Here is a 16,102-nt window from a genome sequence, read left to right on the forward strand (position 1 = left end):
GCTCCGGTAATTGAGTTTTGCTAGCTATTGCCTTGACAAGCAAAAGCCGGGCCAGTTTCTATGGGTGGCTGCAAAATTTCTGTCCGCGTGCGGATGCGTAGACGAGGCGTTTGAAACCGAACCATGGCGTTGGCGGCAAAACTACAGCTCCGACAGTCGCAGTCGCTGGTGATGACGCCGCAGCTGATGCAGTCGATACGGCTGCTGCAGTTCACCCATGTCGAGCTAGAGCATTTCATCGACGAGGAGATCGAACGCAACCCGCTGTTGGAGCGCGCCGAGCCGCAGGATGATGCCGCCAGCGACCAGGCGCAGAAGGCCGAGGCGGAGCCGCAGGGGACCGCTGATGGCGACTGGTTCGAGAATGAGACGCAGTGGAGCGCCGAGGCGATCTCGGAGAAGCTCGATACGTCTCTGGAGAACCTGTTTCCCGACGATCCCGGCACCAGCGAACGGCTCGGACCCGACCTGACGGCGCAATGGAAATCGGCTTCCGGCAATGGCAGTGGCGGCGGCTCCTCGTCCGAGGGGCTCGACGCAGGCGACATGGCGGCGGGCGCGATTACGCTGCGCGATCATGTCGCCGAGCAGGTCGCACTCGCCTTCGCCGATCCAGCGGCGCGGCTAATCGCAGGCGAACTCGCCGATGGCCTCGACGAGACCGGCTATGTCAGGGTCGATCTCGCCGAGATCGCGACGCGTCTGGGGACGGATGCTACGGCTGTGGCCAAGGTGCTGGCGGTGTGCCAGACCTTCGAGCCGGCCGGGCTCTTCGCCCGCGATCTTGCCGAATGCCTTTCCTTGCAGCTTGCGGTGCGCGACCGTCTCGATCCGGCGATGAAGGCCCTGGTCGCCAATCTCGAACTCCTGGCGCGGCGCGATTTCCAGACGCTGAAACGGATCTGCGGCGTCGACGAGGAAGACCTGCTCGACATGCTGGCCGAGATCCGCGCGCTCGATCCGCGTCCGGGCATGGCGTTTTCGGGCGGCGCCAGCGACGCCATCGTCGCCGATGTCGAGGTGCGTGCGGCCAATGACGGCAGCTGGACCGTCGAGCTCAATGCCGAGACGCTGCCGCGTGTGCTGGTCGACCACATCTATTTCGCCCAGGTGTCGCCGCATGCGAAGAACCAGGCGGAAAAGGATTTCCTGGCCGAGTGCCTGCAAAACGCCAACTGGCTGACGCGCAGCCTCGACCAGCGGGCAAAGACGATCCTGAAAGTGGCCTCGGAAATCGTGCGCCAGCAGGATGCCTTCCTGGTCCATGGCGTGCGCCAGTTGAAACCCCTCAACCTGCGCACGGTGGCGGATGCCATCGGCATGCACGAATCGACCGTCAGTCGGGTCACCGCCAACAAGTACATGCTGACCCCGCGCGGCGTGTTCGAATTGCGCTATTTCTTCACCGCCTCGATTGCCGCATCGGGCGGCGGCGACGCGCATTCGTCGGAAGCGGTGCGTGACCGCATCAAACAGCTGATCGATGAGGAGAAGCCCGTCGATGTCCTTTCGGACGACGCGATCGTCGACATGTTGCGCGAAAGCGGCGTCGATATTGCCCGGCGCACGGTCGCCAAGTACCGGGAAGGCATGAATATTCCGTCTTCCGTGCAGCGCCGGCGCGAGAAACGGGCGCTGGCCAGCGCCGGGCGTTAAGGCTGCCGGGTTCTCCACAGGCGGGCTGTTCATTGACAAGCTGCGGTGAAGTGGCTAGAAGCCCGCCCGCATGAGACGGGCTGACGCCCGCAGCGGATGGTCCGTCACGACAATGGTTTCGGGACGGTCAAAAAGGCGGCTTGTGATCAACCGGAAAAGTTCGGATTTAAATCGGCGTTAGTGGCGCCGCAAAGCTTGTGCGCACGGACCACGAGTATAAACTCGGGCGAGTTTGAAGCCTGAGCAAGGAAGGTCAGTTTTCAGATGAATTTGCGCATATCGGGAAAGCACATGGATATCGGCGATGCGTTCCGCACACGCATCAACGATCGTGTCGGCGAAGCGATCGGCAAATATTTCGATCGCGGCTTTGCGGGACACGTCACTGTCATCAAATCGGGTTCGCGCTATCAGGCGGATTGCATGATCCGGCTGGATTCCGGCGCTTCGCTGCAGGCCACCGGCGATGCCCAGGATCCGACGCTCGCCTTCGAGGCCGCGGCCGATCGGCTGGAAACCCGGCTTCGGCGCTACAAGCGCCGTCTCAAATCGCACAATTCGGGCAATGGCAACGGCGAGTTGACCGACATCGCTTATACGGTGATGGCGCCGCTCGCCGATGACGACGAGGAAATTCCGGAGGACTACGCGCCCGCCATCGTCGCCGAATCAACCATGACGCTGAAGACCATGTCGGTGGCCTCGGCGGTCATCGAACTCGATACCAAGGACACTCCGGTGTTCGTTTTCCGCAACGCCGGAACCGACCATCTCAATATCGTCTATCGCCGGCCCGACGGAAACATTGGCTGGATCGACCCGTCCACGACCAAGGTCGCGCAGGGATAAACGCCGGCCGCACGAGGGGTGGGGACTGGTGACGGCAGGCGAACAAGGGATTTTCAAGCATGGATCTGAGCGATCTTATCAGCGTTCCGGCGATTTTGCCGGCGTTGAAGGCGAACTCCAAGAAGCAGCTTCTGCAACTTCTGTCCGAACGGGCAGCGGCGATTTCGGGCATTCCGGAGAGGGAAGTGTTCGACACCATCCTGCAGCGTGAGCGGCTGGGCTCGACCGGCGTCGGCAACGGCATCGCCATTCCGCATGGCAAGCTAGCCGGCGTGAAGCGCATCGCCGGTGTTTTCGCCCGGCTGGAAACGCCGGTCGATTTCGAATCGCTGGATGACCAGCCTGTGGATCTTGTGTTTCTGCTGCTGGCGCCGGAAGGCGCGGGCGCCGATCATCTCAAGGCCTTGTCGCGCATCGCACGCGTGCTGCGCGACGCCGACACGGTGGCCAAGGTCAGGGGCACGCGCGACGCCACCGCGATCCACGCGCTGTTGTCGGACACGCAGGCATCGCACGCCGCCTGAAGCCGGATTTTTGAATGAGATCGCCAAGGGCCGCCGTGAGCGGCCCTTTTCGTTTCAGCCAACCGATCGCCAATCTTTCTTGTGACGCAATTCCGAACGGAAAACCGCTAAGCACTTTTCCTGGAATTGCTCTAGTGAATGGCGACTGTGGTCAGGTCGTTTTCCATGGCACCGGCCAGTGCGCGGTCACGCGCATCGGCCAGCAGGATCGGCTGGCCATTGGCGGCAAACAGCGCCCACAGTTGCATGCCTGGCGCGATTTCGCCGAGATTGGGGAAGCGGCCGAGCAGTTCATCGCTCGAGACCTTGCGCAGATATGCGACCGAGCCCTCGCCGAGATGGGCGAATTCGCCATTGGTCATGGTGATGTTTTCAGTTCTGGTCATTTCAAGCCTCCTTGGCGCGAGGACGCCGCTCAAGGCCATCCCGCATGAGAGCTATCGGCAAAGATCAGTCTTTCACCGATATGTTTATTTTCCGTACCAGCCGTTCGGACTCAGGCCGATCGAGGTCGATCGACAAAAGGCCGTTCTTCAGCTCCGCCGCGATCACCCGCATGCCATCGGCCAGCACGAAGCAGCGCTGGAACTGGCGTGCGGCGATGCCGCGATGAAGGAATTCGCGCTCGGTGTCGTCGGTCTGACGGCCGCGCACGACCAGCTGGTTTTCCTCCGTCGTCACATCGAGATCGCTTTCGGCGAAACCGGCGACGGCCAATGTGATGCGCAACCTTTCGGTCGTGCCGTCGGGGCCGCTGAGGCGTTCGATGTTGTAGGGAGGGTAGCTGTCACCGGATTTCGCCAGGCGTTCCAGGGTCTTTTCCATGGCGTCGAAGCCAAGCAGAAGCGGGCTGGAAAAAGGCGTCATTCGGCTCATGTTACACTGTCCTCTCAAGAGCGACATAAAGTGGAAAAACCCGGATGGCATTTTTCCCGATGCTCTTGATATGGTCCGCCCCGCGACCAAGTTCAAGCCACCAGAAGACCCGCCCAAAAAGACCCGACCTTGGACCCACAGGAATAACCAAAAAGGATCAGGTCGTGGACTCACAGGAACAATCGACATGGCGCTTGAAACGACGCTTGGATGCAGGGAGAAGCGCCAAGGTCGTCCTTCAGGCGCGCGATGGGCCCGGTGAGCTCACGGCCAGCCAAACAAGGAATTGAAATGCCCCAATCACGCAAGATCATCATCGACACCGACCCCGGCCAGGACGATGCCGTCGCCATCCTGCTGGCGCTAGGCAGCAGCGAGCTGGAGATCGTCGGCATCACCGCCGTTGCCGGCAACGTGCCGCTGAAGTTGACCCAGAACAATGCCCGCAAGATCTGCGAACTGGCCGGCCGGCCGGAGATCAAGGTCTATGCCGGCGCCATCCGTCCTCTGGCGCGCACACTGGTCACCGCCGAGGAAGTGCATGGCAAGACCGGCCTCAACGGGCCGCAACTGCCCGAACCGACGATGAAGCTGCAGGAGCAGTATGCCGTCGACTTCATCGTCGAGACGCTGATGAAGGAAGACAGCGGCACCATCACGCTCTGCCCGCTCGGGCCGCTCACCAACATTGCGCTGGCGCTGATCCGCGAGCCACGCATCGCGCCGCGCATCAAGGAAATCGTGCTGATGGGCGGCGGCTTCTTCGAGGGCGGCAACGTCACGCCCGCTGCCGAGTTCAACATCTATGTCGATCCGCAGGCCGCCGACCTGGTGTTCAAGTCCGGCATCCCGATCGTGATGATGCCGCTCGACGTAACCCACAAGGCGCTAACCACGACCAAGCGCATACAGGCTTTTCGCGCGCTGGGCACCAAGGTCGGCACGGCGACCGCCGAAATGCTGGAATTCTTCGAGCGCTACGACGAGGGCAAGTACGGCACCGACGGCGGGCCGCTGCACGACCCGTGCGTCATCGCCTATCTCTTGAAGCCGGAGCTGTTCAAGGGACGCCACTGCAACGTCAGCGTGGAGACCGCCTCGGAACTGACCATGGGCATGACCGTCGTCGACTGGTGGGGCGTGACCAAGCGGGAAAAGAACGCCATGGTGATGCGCGACATCGACCATGACGGCTTCTTCGCCCTGCTGGTGGAGAGGCTGGGGCGGCTGTGAAACTCCCTTCTCCCCGTTCACGGGGAGAAGGTCCCGGCAGGGGGATGAGGGGTGGCGCAAACGTTGATACTTTGCCTGCATCCTCGGCGCTGCCCCTCACCCGATCGCTTCGCGACCACCCTGCCGGGGCGACCCGCTTGTCTCGCCCGTCCTTCGGACCCCCGTAGACGGGGCGAGGGAAGGGACGATGTTACTTCGATCGCGAAAACGCCAGCCAGAGGCCGCCACCGACCATGAAGCTGCCGCTGATCCTCGACAAAAGCTTGATGCGGCTGGCCGACAGCATGCGACCGGCGCGTCCGGCGGCCAATGCATAGGTCGAATCCGACATGGCGGCGAAGATCATGGCGGTCAGGCCCATGATGACGATCTGCAGCGGGTAGTTTCCGGCTGGAGAGATGAATTGCGGAAAGAAGGCGCCGAAGAAGATCAGCGTCTTCGGGTTGCTGAGCGCCACCAGCAGGCCCTGCAGGAAGAAGCCGCCACGCGGCTTCCTGGCGGTGCCATCCGCGTTCAGCGTACCTTTGGAGCGGAACATCTGCACGCCCATCCAGATCAGGTAGGCGGCGCCGATCAGCCTGACCCATTCGAACCAGTGGCCCATGCCTGAGATCAGCGTGTTGAGCCCGATGCCGACGATGGCGATCATGATCGCAAGCCCGGCCTGCGTGCCGGCGACATTGGCGAGGCCGGCGCGGGCGCCATGGCGGATGCTGTTGGCGATGATCAGCGTGACCGTCGGACCGGGCACCAGGATGATGACGATGCAGGCAAGGACATAGGCGGCGTAAAGTTCGAGCGACATGGCTTTTCCCTTGGAATGCCGCTGATGCGGCGCGACTGGGACAATCAATGCATGACGACAGTTTCCGCGCAAGACATGCGCGAAGTGCTGCGTTGTTGCACTCGGGTCAGGCGCCAGTCTGCCAGGGCAGTGTCGCCTCGTAGGCCGCCGCCGCCTTCAGCACGGCAAGGTCGCCGCGCGGGCGGCCGATCAACTGCATGCCCATTGGCCGGCCCATGTCGTCGAAACCGACGGGAACATTGACCGCCGGACAGCCGCCCAGCGTGGCGTAGGCGGAAACCTGCATCCAGCGGTGATAGCTGTCCATCGCCCGTCCGGCGACCTCGCGCGGCCAGTGGGTACCGACTTCGAAGGGGAAGACCTGTGCGGTCGGCAGGGCGATGAGGTCGAAGCGGTCGAAGATCGACAGCAGCGTGCGGTGCCAGGAGGTGCGCACGACCGAGGCCGCGCGGATTTGCGGCGCGGTGAGCCGCATCGCATTCTCGACTTCCCAGATGGCTTCGGGCTTCAGCAGGCCGCGCCTCGCGGGATCGTCGTAGTGGACTTTGAGGGCGCAGCCGCTGCTGGCCTGGCGCAGCGTCACGAAGGCCTGCCACAGCGCTTCGAAATCGAAGTCCGGCAACAAGGGTTCGGCTGGGAAGGATGTGTCCGAGAACCGGCCGAGTGCCGTCTCGCACAGCTCAACTATGCCGGGTTCGATCGGCAAATGGCCGCCGAGGTCACTGAGCCAGGCGATACGACCGCCGGCTGACGGCACTGCGAGCCCTTCGAGGAACGAGCCGGGTTTCTCATAGGACAAGGGCGCCCGCGGGTGGTAGCCCGCCTGCACGTCGAGCAGCAGCGCCATGTCGGCGACGTTGCGGCCCATTGGGCCCTCGACGCCCATCTGCGCATGAAAGACCTCGAAGTCCGGCCCGCCGGGCACAAGCCCTTGCGACGGTCGGAAGCCGTAGACATTGTTCCAGGCGGCGGGATTGCGCAGCGAGCCGCCGAAGTCGCTGCCGTCGGCGACGGGCACCATGTCGAGCGCCAGCGCCACCGCCGCGCCGCCGCTCGACCCACCGGCGGTGAGCGCCGGATCGAATGCGTTCAGCGTCGGACCAAAGACGTTGTTGTAGGTGTTGGATCCCAGCCCGAATTCGGGGACATTGGTCTTGCCGATGATGATGGCGCCGGCGTCACGAATGCGCTCGACGAAGAAATCGTCTTCCTGCGGCACGAAATCGGCGAAGATCGGCGAGCCGAAGGAAGTCCTGAGGCCCGTGGTCGAGGCAAGGTCCTTGATGGCGATCGGCAGGCCGAAGAGTGTCCCGGTTTCGCCATCGGCCCGCCTGATATCGGCTGCATCTGCCTCGCGCAGGATGTCGCTGCGGTCGCGCAACGAGACGATGGCGTTGACCAGCGGGTTGACCGCCTCGATGCGGTCGAGGAAGGCGGTCACCACCTCGCGTACGGAAAGCTTCTTGTTGCGGATCGCGTCGGCCAGTTCGACAGCGGACAGGCGGCAGATGTCGCCGGCCGGCGGCACGGCATGTTTGGTCTGGGGGCGCATCATCTCAGCGGGTTTCCTGCAAAGCCTGATCGACATCCCTGGCCAGCGGGATCGCCGGCTGGGCGCCAGGCTTCAGGCAGGCCAGCGACCCAGCCGCACCGGCGCGCTCCAGTGCCTTGTCGAGGGCCAGGCCGGACGAGAGGCCGGCGGCGAAATAGCCGCAGAAGGTGTCGCCGGCGCCGACCGTGTCGACGGGGATGATCTTCATTGCCGGAACGGTGAGGAAATCGGTCGGCGTCGCTGCCATCACGCCATCGCCGCCGAGCGTGACGACGATGGTGCGGCCGGTTTTCGTGGCAAAGTCGCGCATGCGGGCCGCGCGGTCGCGGCCACTTAGCTTCAGCGCCTCGCCATAGAGGTCGAACTCGGTTTCGTTGGCGACGGCATAGTCGGCCTTGCCGAGAAACGCGGCTGCTTGACCCTGGAAGGGTGCGGTGTTGAGCACGGTGACGGCGCCGGCGGCTCTTGCCTGGTCGAGCGCGGCATCGACGGTCGCCAGCGGGATCTCATGCTGCAGCAGCACGACATCGCCCTTTTTCAGCAAGGCCTTGGAAAGATCGCCAGGCACCACGGAGCCATTGGCGCCGGGGACCACGGCGATGATGTTTTCGCCATCGTCTCCGACCATGATCAGCGCCGTGCCGGTCGAGGCAAAGGTTTCTCCCACGCCCGACAGGTCGACCTTGGCTTGGCGCATCAGTGCCAGTGCCTCGGCGGCGAAACTGTCCTTGCCGACCGCGCCGACCATGCGCACCGAGGCGCCGGCGCGCGCGGCAGCCAGCGCCTGGTTGGCACCCTTGCCGCCGGGCGCGGTGGCGAAACTGGAACCGCTGACCGTTTCGCCGGGGCTCGGTAAACGGTCGACATTGGCGATCAGATCGAGGTTGATCGAGCCGATAACGATAATCAAGCAAGGCCTCCTGCCAGTGCAAATTCAAGATGTCGGAGCGTCCACGGAGCGTTCGGGCGAACGCCGGTCGTTCCAATCGCGCGGGAAGCTAGCCTGGAAGGCCGCGGCTTGCCAGACCACGCGAATGGTCCAGCTTGATTTGTCGTGTCCTGGCCTATTCGCAGCGCACGGTGACCGTGCCTTGATAGTTGCCGGCGGGAAAGATGCCGCTCGACTTGGTGGCGGTGAGATCGACCTGCATGCTGTGGGTGCCGTTGACGACCCTTTGCGGCACGCTTCCGTTGGTGTCGACCCCCGAGCCATCGAGACGGAAGACCGAGGCGAAGGTCACATTGGTGCCGCCGCCGCTGGGCGCCGATGAGAATGCGGCAGGCGCCGGCGCTGAAACAGAATAACAATCAAGCAAATTAAGTATTGAGCACAGCAGGGAGTTTGCCACCACCGTGGCGCTGGCGCTCGATCCGCCTGCCTGTTTGGAGCCCAGTATGCTGATGGCAGGATTTGCGGTCATTGTTCCCGATGCCCCGACCATGATGGTGCAGGTGCCGATGATCGCCGCCTGCACCGGAAGGCAGAAGCCGGCGAGGGCTGCCACCGCAAGCAGCGCGCGGCTATTTCTTCTTCCTCTTTTTCTTGCCATCGCTATTTCCAGTCCTGAGGCTCCAGCCCTCGTTGGCCCATCCGGGTGATGCGGCCGCAGGAGCAGTTGTGGCAACGCTTGCCGTCGTGCCACCGTCGACATTGACGCCCATCTTCAACAGTTTGAGCTCCATCTGCAGGCGCTGCACCTCAAGTTCATAGAGCCGGCTGCAGTCGAGACGCTTCGGCGTCCGGCCAATCGGGATCACCACCCGGCCATAGGTGGCGACGTCATTGTTCGACTGGTTGTTGCCCCTGATGACGCCGAGATCGAGATAGGCACCGCTTCCGGAAACCGCCGAGCGGCAGGTGGTGCCGTCGGCAGCGTGTACCTCGTCCTGGCCCTGGGGCAAGGTAACGCCGGGCAAATTGAAGCCGGTCTCGTTCTGGTTGAGGTTGTAGACATCCTGGGCCAGAGCCGGCGCGGCGCTTGCGGTGGCAACCGCGAGTGCCAGCGTCAGGACTTGCGATGTCCAAAGAACTTTCCGCATATCTGTGCCTTTATCTGGGTCTGCTGATTGGGAAAGGGGATGCTTTCGGTACAGATACGCACCTTGCGGTCGGGGGCGCCGTCAAAGGGCACGACCACCAGGACGGGGCGGGAAGCCTGAGAAGGCAGCTGGAAGACGCCGGGAGAGATTTTGGCCTCTACCGGCTGAAAATCCTGGTCGTAGACGTGGACTTCGATCTTGATCTTCTGGTCGTAGGGATTGGCCGGAAAAACGCGGACCGCGAAGACGTCGGTGAAACTGTTGACCTCGCCTCGCATCGGCGACATCGACTGGGCCACGGCGGCAACAGGTATCAGGCCGACGGCCAGTGCCGTCGCCAAGGTTCCAAAAAATGTCAAGGATGCCTCCTTCCCGATGGCTATTCGCAGCGCACCGTCACCGTTGCCTGATAGTTTCCGGAGGCGAAGCGGTTGCTGCCGCCCTTGGTGCCGGCGAGGTGGACCGAGACGAGATCGGCACCGGGGGCAGTCAGGCTGGTGGCCGAGCCTGTCTCCGCGATCGTGTGGGTACCGCTGGCCGAATAGGTTGGCGTCCAGGTGATGGCGGTGGTGTCGGCGGCTGGCACCGTGGTGGTGGTGACCGGGTCTACGCTCAGCGACACACCTCCGGTGGTGGTAAGCGTGACCGTCCCCGCTGACCCGCCGCTGTTGTGCGAGCTCAGCGACTGGAGATCGGGGCTGACCGTCATCGTGCCGTTGGTGGCGACCACCAGGGTACAGGTCGCGGTGATCGTGCCATTGAAAATGACATTCTGCGTCGTGGCTAACGCGGCCTGGCCACTGCAGGCGGCCAGCAGGGCTGCACCGAAGGCAGTGCGAAACAACTTCATCAAGACCTCCTATTAAGTCGGATCGCCCGAATTAATATGGGGTCATCATCGCTTTATCATAGTTAATTTAGCGTAAACTAAAATATCATGTTAAAGTATCGACTGCGCAAACCGTGGGTTGTCTCAGGTTGCAATCAATAAATCCGACATAATAAATCTTATCAATACTTCCTGTATTTCTTCGATTTTTACGGTAATATTCTGAAAACTCGATATTTCAAGACGACACCTGACCTGCTTCCCAGCCCAGGATGGCCCGCTTGCGGGTCAGGCCCCAGTGATAGCCGGTGAGATCGCCGGACTTGCCGATGGCGCGATGGCAAGGCACAACGAAGGAGAGCGGGTTGGCGCCATTGGCGGCACCGACGGCGCGGCTGGCGCTTGGCGCACCGATGCTGGCGGCGATCGAGGAATAGGTGCGCGCCTTGCCCATCGGAATCTGCAGCAATGCTTCCCACACGCGAACCTGGAAGTCGGTGCCGATCATGACGACATGCAGCGGCTGGTCCGCGCGCCACAGCGTCTGGTCGAAGATGCGCGCGGCATAGGGACCGGTCGCCGCCATATCCTCGACATAGATGGCATTCGGCCAGCGGCTGGACATATCGGCGAACGACGCATGTTCCTCGCCGGGGTCGCTGAAAGCAAGGCCAGCAAGCCCGCGGTCAGTGGCCATGATCAGGGCGGTGCCGAAGGGCGACGGGTGGTAGCCGTAGCGGATGGTGAGGCCAGCACCGCGCGTCTTGTAGTCGCCCGGCGACATCGCCTCATGGGTGACGAACAGGTCATGCAGCCGGCCGGGACCGGACATGCCCAGTTCGAATGAGGTTTCGAGTAGCGGCATGCCGGAATCCAGCAACCGGCGCGCATGGTCCAGCGTCACCGCCTGCAGGAAGGCTTTGGGAGACAGGCCGGCCCAGCGGGTGAAGAGTTTCTGCAGGCCGGTCGGCGTCTCGCCGACTTCCTCGGCCAGCTCTTCCAGCGATGGCTGGTCGCGATAGTCGAGGCTGATCTTCTCAATGGCGCGGCGCACGATCTCGTAGTCGCTGCCTTGCGGCGTGATGTCCTTCTTGAGGACTGCCGTGTGTTTGCTCATGGGCCTGTCTCCTTGAGCTGGAATATCGCCCCTTGGGGCGCCGGCCGCCACCCGAAACTTGCCTTCTTGCCGGGCATGCCCAGATAGACTGGGGCTTCGTGCCCAGGAGGCCCTCATGGCTGGCGAGAAAGTGCATCTGACCGGGGCAAAGGAAACCTTGCTGATGACGCTTTACGGCAAGGCGCTGGAGAGCCGGCTGCCCGATTCGCTGCTCGGGGATCATTTCGCCGACGAGGCGGTGCGCAAGATCGACTATGATTTTGCCAGGCTCAAGGTCGACGACAATCTCGGCATTGGGCTGGCGATCCGGGCCAAGACGCTGGACGTCCGCGTTCAGGATTTTCTGGCCAGAAATCCCGGCGCCATCGTGCTGCATCTGGGTTGCGGGCTCGATACGCGAATCTTCCGTGTCGATCCGCCACCAGGCGTGGACTGGTTCGATGTCGACTATCCCCAAGTCATCGACCTCAGGCGCAAGCTCTACCAGTCCCGCGACCATTACCACCTCATCGCTTCATCGGTGACCGAGCCCGGCTGGCTGGCCGAAGTGCCCCGCAACCGCCCGGCCATCGTGGTGGCGGAGGGGCTGACGCCCTATCTTCCTGCCGACGAAGGGCTGCGCCTGGTCTCGCGGCTTGTCTCGCATCTTGCCGGCGGCGAACTGATGTTCGACGCCTACAGCCATTTCGGCCTGACGCTGCTTCGTCTCCATCCGTCCTTGAGGGCGACGGGCGCCGAAGTCCACTGGGCGATCGATGATCCGCACGAGTTGGAACTGGCGGTCCCGAAGCTGCGGTTCGTCGAGGATATTTCCGCCTACAAGTCTGAACACGCCGCCCGCATGGGCTGGTCCGCCAAGCTGTTCGTTCGCGTTTGGAAACACATTCCGGCGCTGCGCAAGATCGGCAGGCTGTTGCGCTACCGGTTCTAGATTCAGCGCGCCTTGGCGGTAGCCAGCGCGCGTGAAAAGGCGGTGGCAAAACTTTCGCGGGATTCGGGATCGAGAAAGCCGCCGATCGGCACGTTCTGGCCTTGTCCTTCCACCGTCATCTTGGTGATGCCGATCTCGGCGTGACGGGCAACCGAAAACCGCGCCCAGAACGGGTTGAAGCGATGTGCTTCCGATTTTCCCGACGGGGCAGTCTTGCGGATATCGAGGCTGGTGCGCGAGACCGAAACCTCCTCGCGGGCGCGGGCGGCGCGATAGTTGGTGCGGAAGGCGATGTAGACCGCGACAACGTCGAGGCCAAAGAAGCCGAACACCGGCCAGGCGCCGCGCGACAGGAAAAACGCGCCGGTCACCAGCCAGCCGAACAGCAGCGCACCCATCAGGATCAGGAAGCCTGTCCTGCCCAGCGACCGGTGTGGGGTCAGCAATGCGTGAAAGAAGGGCTCGTCAGCCTTAAACGAGGCGTTTGTGTCACTCATGACGGGATATTATAGGAGGGAAATGGCGAGCCCCAAGTCCAAAGATTCTTCCATGCCTAAAAATGAACCGTTGCCCGGACGGCGCGATGGTTCGAACGCCAAGCCGCGCCCACGGCCGGTGCGGCGAACGTCGCGCTACAGTCCGGCCGAAGTGCATGAGATTTTCCGGCGCTTTTCCGTGCAGCGGCCGGAGCCGAAGGGCGAACTCGAACATGTCAACGCCTTCACCCTGCTGGTGGCGGTGGTGCTTTCGGCGCAAGCGACCGACGCCGGCGTCAACAAGGCTACACGGGCGCTGTTCAAGGTTGCCGATACGCCGCAGAAAATGCTGGCGCTGGGTGAGGCCAAGGTCGGCGACTATATCAGGACCATTGGGCTGTGGCGCAACAAGGCCAAGAATGTCGTCGCATTGTCCCAGGCGCTGATCCGGGACCATGGCGGCGAGGTGCCTGATGACCGCGACGAGTTGGTCAAGCTGCCGGGCGTCGGGCGCAAGACCGCCAATGTCGTGCTCAACATGGCCTTCGGCCAGCACACGATGGCGGTCGACACGCATATTTTCCGGATCGGCAACCGGCTTGGCCTGGCGCCCGGCAAGACGCCCGAACAGGTCGAGCAGGGGCTGCTGAAGATCATCCCGGACGAATATATGCGCCATGCGCATCACTGGCTGATCCTGCATGGCCGCTATGTCTGCAAGGCGCGCAAGCCGGACTGCCCGGCCTGCGTCATCGCCGACATCTGCAAGGCGCAGGAGAAGACGACCGACGTACCAGCGCCTCTTGTCGAGATTGCTCCGATCGAAGTAATTGCCTCAGACCATCAGTAGCCGTAACCGCGCGCCATCGCTGCCGCGAAGACCGGGACCAGCAGGAAGACGAAGGCCTCGGCGCGGATATAGGTCTTCACCGAAGCCATCTCGCTCGCGGGTACAGTGAAGGAGGGATTGGCATTGGCCTGCCGGTTCCAGGAAATGAAGCGCACGGTCGGGATGATCGACAGCAGGCCGACAATGCCAAACGCCGCCATCTTGGCCCAGAACACCCAGTTGTAGACGTAGAACTCCCAGCCCTTGAGGCCCCAGACGACACGGCCGATACCGACGATGATGATGAGCGCGGCGATGACGCCATAGTGACGGTCGATGCCGGCGAGCCGCTTGAGCGTCACGGCGGGCAGGTCGCCACGGATCAGCACGAATTCGGCGCCGATGATCCCGGCCAGGGAAAACACCAGCAGATGATGGACAATGGCAAGCACAAGATCGGTCGTGTCCATGGTTTTCCCTTGGGTTTGAGCACCAGCCCGCGTTGAGGAGGTCGCGTCGCAAATGGGCTGAATCAGCCTGCCGGAAAAATAGCACCGTCGACCAGAATTCCCATGGCGGGCATTGCTGTCGCCTCCCTGGATGATGGCGCGTCTTCTGCTGGCCCTTGCATCGCAGGGGCGATTTGCTAAGCGCGGACACCATCAGCGAGGCCAAATCCCATGAACAATTCGCAAGCGACCGTCGCCCCCGTCATTGAAACGAAGCGGACCATCCTGCGGGCGCACCGGCTGGAGGATTTCGACGCCTATGCCGCCATGTGGGCCGACCCGACGGTTACCCGCTTCATCGGCGGCAAGCCGCGCACGCGCGAGGAAAGCTGGATGCGTTTCCTGCGGCACGCTGGCCTGTGGTCGCTGCTGGGCTACGGTTTCTGGGCCATCGAGGAGAAGGCGACGGGCCGCTTCGTCGGCGAGGCCGGGTTTCATGATCTGAAGCGCGATATCGAGCCGTCGATCGAAGGCATTCCCGAGGCCGGCTGGGCGCTGGCGCCAGCCGTGCATGGGGCAGGCCTCGCCACCGAGGTCGTCGGCCGGGTACTCGCCTGGGGCGAAGAAACCTTCGGGCGTGCGAAAACCGTCTGCATCATCGATCCGGAGAACACCGCATCGTTGAATGTCGCTGGCAAGGTCGGCTACCGCGAAGTGATGCGGACCACTTATCACGATGCTCCGACTGTTCTGCTTGAGCGGCGCCCCTGAGGCGTCATCGACTGGACATACCCGCTCTGCTAAGCATCGATCGTCAAATGGGGGATGATCGATGCGTGTATTCAAGACGACTGTCATGAAATTCTTCTGGGCAGGGCTGGTGCTCATGCTGACGATGCGGCTTGCCGCGGCCGACGCGACGGTGCCGACCGCCGATATCGACGGCGCCGCCGACAACCAGCTGGCCAAGCGCTATGAAGGCTCGTTCATCGTCTCTTACCAGAAGCTTGCCTTCACCGATTTCAGCGTGCCGCTGTCGCCCTTGAAGCCAAGTGCCGAGCCGGAAGCGCGTGATGCGATGAACAATCGCGTCTTCGCGCCTGACAAGAAGGCCGAGGTCGAGGGTGCCTTGACCCGCATCGCCTATGTGCTGCCCGCCGAGCGCTCGCCGCTCGAGGTGCTGCGCAATTATCAGGATGTGATCAAGGCGGCCGGCGGCGAAGTGCTGTTCGAATGCAAGAAGGAGGAGTGCGGCGGCGCTGCCGACCGTTCGTCGAGCGGTGGCGGTGGCGACATGAGCCTGACGATGTATTCCTTCCACGAGAGCGATCTCAAGGATGCCGCCTTCTCCAACGGCGCTTGCGCGTTGGCCACAGGCATCAACGACCAGCGCTACTTCGCGGCCAAGGTGCCGCAGGATGGCGGCGACGCCTATGTCACCGTGCAGACCTATTCGTTGACCGACGATCTCTACTGCAAGGCGCTCAACGGCCGCACCGTCGCCGTCGTCCAGGTGTTGGAGCCCAAGGCGCGCGACAAGAAGATGGTGGTCGTCGAGGCGGCCAAGATGGCGGATTCGATTTCCGCCACCGGCAGCATTTCACTCTACGGTATCTTCTTCGACACCGACAAGGCGGTCATCAAGCCGGAATCGGAACCGACGCTCAAGGAGATTTCGACGCTTCTGGCAAACGAACCCGACATGGCGGTGATCGTCGTCGGTCACACCGACAATCAGGGCGCTTTCGACTATAATCTCGATCTGTCGTCGCGGCGTGCGCAAGCGGTCAAGAAAGCGCTGGTGTCGAAATATGGCATCGACGGCAAGCGGCTGACCGCGGCCGGCGCCGGCATGATGGCGCCTGTCGCCAGCAATGATGACGAAACCGGCCGTGCGAAGAACCGCCGGGTGGTTCTGGTCAAGCTGAACTGAGCT

20 protein-coding genes are annotated in these 16,102 nt (G+C 62.8%); 8 read left to right on the forward strand and 12 right to left on the reverse strand.

Annotation, left to right across the window (positions count from 1 at the left end; all coding sequences use genetic code 11):
- Positions 1 to 123 precede the first annotated feature (123 nt).
- The 3 genes from rpoN (at position 124) to ptsN (ending at position 3,029) form a co-directional block, all read left to right on the forward strand.
- Entirely contained in the window at positions 124 to 1,656 is a 1,533-nt protein-coding gene (gene rpoN, locus ACZYHG_RS12115; protein WP_464613981.1) for an RNA polymerase factor sigma-54, read from the forward strand.
- Positions 1,657 to 1,920: 264 nt separating this feature from the next.
- Positions 1,921 to 2,505, forward strand: coding sequence for a ribosome hibernation-promoting factor, HPF/YfiA family (hpf, locus tag ACZYHG_RS12120; RefSeq protein WP_464613982.1), 585 nt, complete (start codon positions 1,921 to 1,923; stop codon positions 2,503 to 2,505).
- Positions 2,506 to 2,564: 59 nt separating this feature from the next.
- Positions 2,565 to 3,029 carry a PTS IIA-like nitrogen regulatory protein PtsN gene (ptsN, locus tag ACZYHG_RS12125; RefSeq protein WP_027031063.1) on the forward strand — a complete coding sequence of 155 codons (465 nt, stop codon included), beginning with the start codon at positions 2,565 to 2,567 and terminating at the stop codon, positions 3,027 to 3,029.
- Between the two features lie 131 nt (positions 3,030 to 3,160).
- On the opposite strand, the gene ACZYHG_RS12130 is transcribed toward ptsN, so the two are convergent.
- Both ACZYHG_RS12130 and ACZYHG_RS12135 read right to left on the reverse strand, forming a co-directional pair.
- Entirely contained in the window at positions 3,161 to 3,415 is a 255-nt protein-coding gene (locus tag ACZYHG_RS12130; RefSeq protein WP_027031062.1) for a BQ00720 family protein, read from the reverse strand.
- Between the two features lie 64 nt (positions 3,416 to 3,479).
- Positions 3,480 to 3,905 (reverse strand): Hsp20 family protein, encoded by a 426-nt coding sequence (locus ACZYHG_RS12135; RefSeq protein ID WP_027031061.1) that lies wholly within the window; start codon positions 3,903 to 3,905, stop codon positions 3,480 to 3,482.
- A 291-nt stretch (positions 3,906 to 4,196) separates the two neighbouring features.
- On the opposite strand from ACZYHG_RS12135, the gene ACZYHG_RS12140 reads away from it, so the two are divergent.
- Positions 4,197 to 5,138, forward strand: coding sequence for a nucleoside hydrolase (locus tag ACZYHG_RS12140; RefSeq protein WP_464613983.1), 942 nt, complete (start codon positions 4,197 to 4,199; stop codon positions 5,136 to 5,138).
- Between the two features lie 190 nt (positions 5,139 to 5,328).
- On the opposite strand, the gene ACZYHG_RS12145 is transcribed toward ACZYHG_RS12140, so the two are convergent.
- The 8 genes from ACZYHG_RS12145 to ACZYHG_RS12180 all read right to left on the reverse strand — a co-directional run bounded on the left by ACZYHG_RS12145 (position 5,329) and on the right by ACZYHG_RS12180 (position 11,481).
- Positions 5,329 to 5,943, reverse strand: a complete 615-nt coding sequence (locus tag ACZYHG_RS12145) for a LysE family translocator (protein WP_464613984.1) — start codon at positions 5,941 to 5,943, stop codon at positions 5,329 to 5,331.
- A 106-nt stretch (positions 5,944 to 6,049) separates the two neighbouring features.
- Positions 6,050 to 7,498: an amidase gene (locus ACZYHG_RS12150; RefSeq protein WP_464613985.1), complete on the reverse strand. Its 1,449-nt coding sequence runs from the start codon at positions 7,496 to 7,498 to the stop codon at positions 6,050 to 6,052.
- A gap of 1 nt (position 7,499) precedes the next feature.
- Positions 7,500 to 8,405, reverse strand: coding sequence for a ribokinase (locus ACZYHG_RS12155; protein ID WP_464613986.1), 906 nt, complete (start codon positions 8,403 to 8,405; stop codon positions 7,500 to 7,502).
- 154 nt (positions 8,406 to 8,559) lie between these two features.
- Complete coding sequence (locus tag ACZYHG_RS12160; protein ID WP_464613987.1) at positions 8,560 to 9,045, reverse strand: hypothetical protein; 486 nt, start codon at positions 9,043 to 9,045, stop codon at positions 8,560 to 8,562.
- On the reverse strand, positions 9,017 to 9,535 hold the full coding sequence (locus ACZYHG_RS12165; protein WP_464613988.1) for a hypothetical protein: 519 nt from the start codon (positions 9,533 to 9,535) through the stop codon (positions 9,017 to 9,019). The genes ACZYHG_RS12160 and ACZYHG_RS12165 overlap by 29 nt, the downstream gene beginning before the upstream one ends.
- Positions 9,502 to 9,894, reverse strand: coding sequence for a hypothetical protein (locus ACZYHG_RS12170; protein ID WP_464613989.1), 393 nt, complete (start codon positions 9,892 to 9,894; stop codon positions 9,502 to 9,504). The genes ACZYHG_RS12165 and ACZYHG_RS12170 overlap by 34 nt, the downstream gene beginning before the upstream one ends.
- 20 nt (positions 9,895 to 9,914) lie before the next feature.
- A complete protein-coding gene (locus ACZYHG_RS12175) occupies positions 9,915 to 10,385 on the reverse strand; it encodes a hypothetical protein (RefSeq protein ID WP_464613990.1) in 471 nt (156 codons plus the stop codon).
- 217 nt (positions 10,386 to 10,602) lie between these two features.
- Positions 10,603 to 11,481 (reverse strand): methylated-DNA--[protein]-cysteine S-methyltransferase, encoded by an 879-nt coding sequence (locus tag ACZYHG_RS12180; protein ID WP_464613991.1) that lies wholly within the window; start codon positions 11,479 to 11,481, stop codon positions 10,603 to 10,605.
- Between the two features lie 115 nt (positions 11,482 to 11,596).
- Between ACZYHG_RS12180 and ACZYHG_RS12185 the strand changes: the two genes are divergently transcribed.
- Positions 11,597 to 12,412: a class I SAM-dependent methyltransferase gene (locus ACZYHG_RS12185; RefSeq protein ID WP_464613992.1), complete on the forward strand. Its 816-nt coding sequence runs from the start codon at positions 11,597 to 11,599 to the stop codon at positions 12,410 to 12,412.
- A 2-nt stretch (positions 12,413 to 12,414) separates the two neighbouring features.
- Here the strand turns inward: ACZYHG_RS12185 and ACZYHG_RS12190 are convergent, their stop codons facing one another.
- Positions 12,415 to 12,909 carry a DUF2244 domain-containing protein gene (locus tag ACZYHG_RS12190; protein WP_464613993.1) on the reverse strand — a complete coding sequence of 165 codons (495 nt, stop codon included), beginning with the start codon at positions 12,907 to 12,909 and terminating at the stop codon, positions 12,415 to 12,417.
- A 22-nt stretch (positions 12,910 to 12,931) separates the two neighbouring features.
- Between ACZYHG_RS12190 and nth the strand changes: the two genes are divergently transcribed.
- Positions 12,932 to 13,738 carry an endonuclease III gene (gene nth, locus ACZYHG_RS12195; protein ID WP_464613994.1) on the forward strand — a complete coding sequence of 269 codons (807 nt, stop codon included), beginning with the start codon at positions 12,932 to 12,934 and terminating at the stop codon, positions 13,736 to 13,738.
- On the opposite strand, the gene ACZYHG_RS12200 is transcribed toward nth, so the two are convergent.
- Complete coding sequence (locus tag ACZYHG_RS12200) at positions 13,732 to 14,187, reverse strand: DUF2214 family protein (RefSeq protein WP_464613995.1); 456 nt, start codon at positions 14,185 to 14,187, stop codon at positions 13,732 to 13,734. The genes nth and ACZYHG_RS12200 overlap by 7 nt on opposite strands.
- A 210-nt stretch (positions 14,188 to 14,397) precedes the next feature.
- Here ACZYHG_RS12200 and ACZYHG_RS12205 point away from each other — a divergent pair, with 210 nt between their 5' ends.
- Together ACZYHG_RS12205 and ACZYHG_RS12210 are read left to right on the forward strand one after the other, a co-directional pair.
- On the forward strand, positions 14,398 to 14,937 hold the full coding sequence (locus ACZYHG_RS12205; RefSeq protein WP_464613996.1) for a GNAT family N-acetyltransferase: 540 nt from the start codon (positions 14,398 to 14,400) through the stop codon (positions 14,935 to 14,937).
- A 61-nt stretch (positions 14,938 to 14,998) separates the two neighbouring features.
- Positions 14,999 to 16,099, forward strand: a complete 1,101-nt coding sequence (locus ACZYHG_RS12210) for an OmpA family protein (protein WP_464613997.1) — start codon at positions 14,999 to 15,001, stop codon at positions 16,097 to 16,099.
- Positions 16,100 to 16,102 lie beyond the last annotated feature (3 nt).

It is taken from the genome of Mesorhizobium subarcticum, assembly GCF_055456085.1.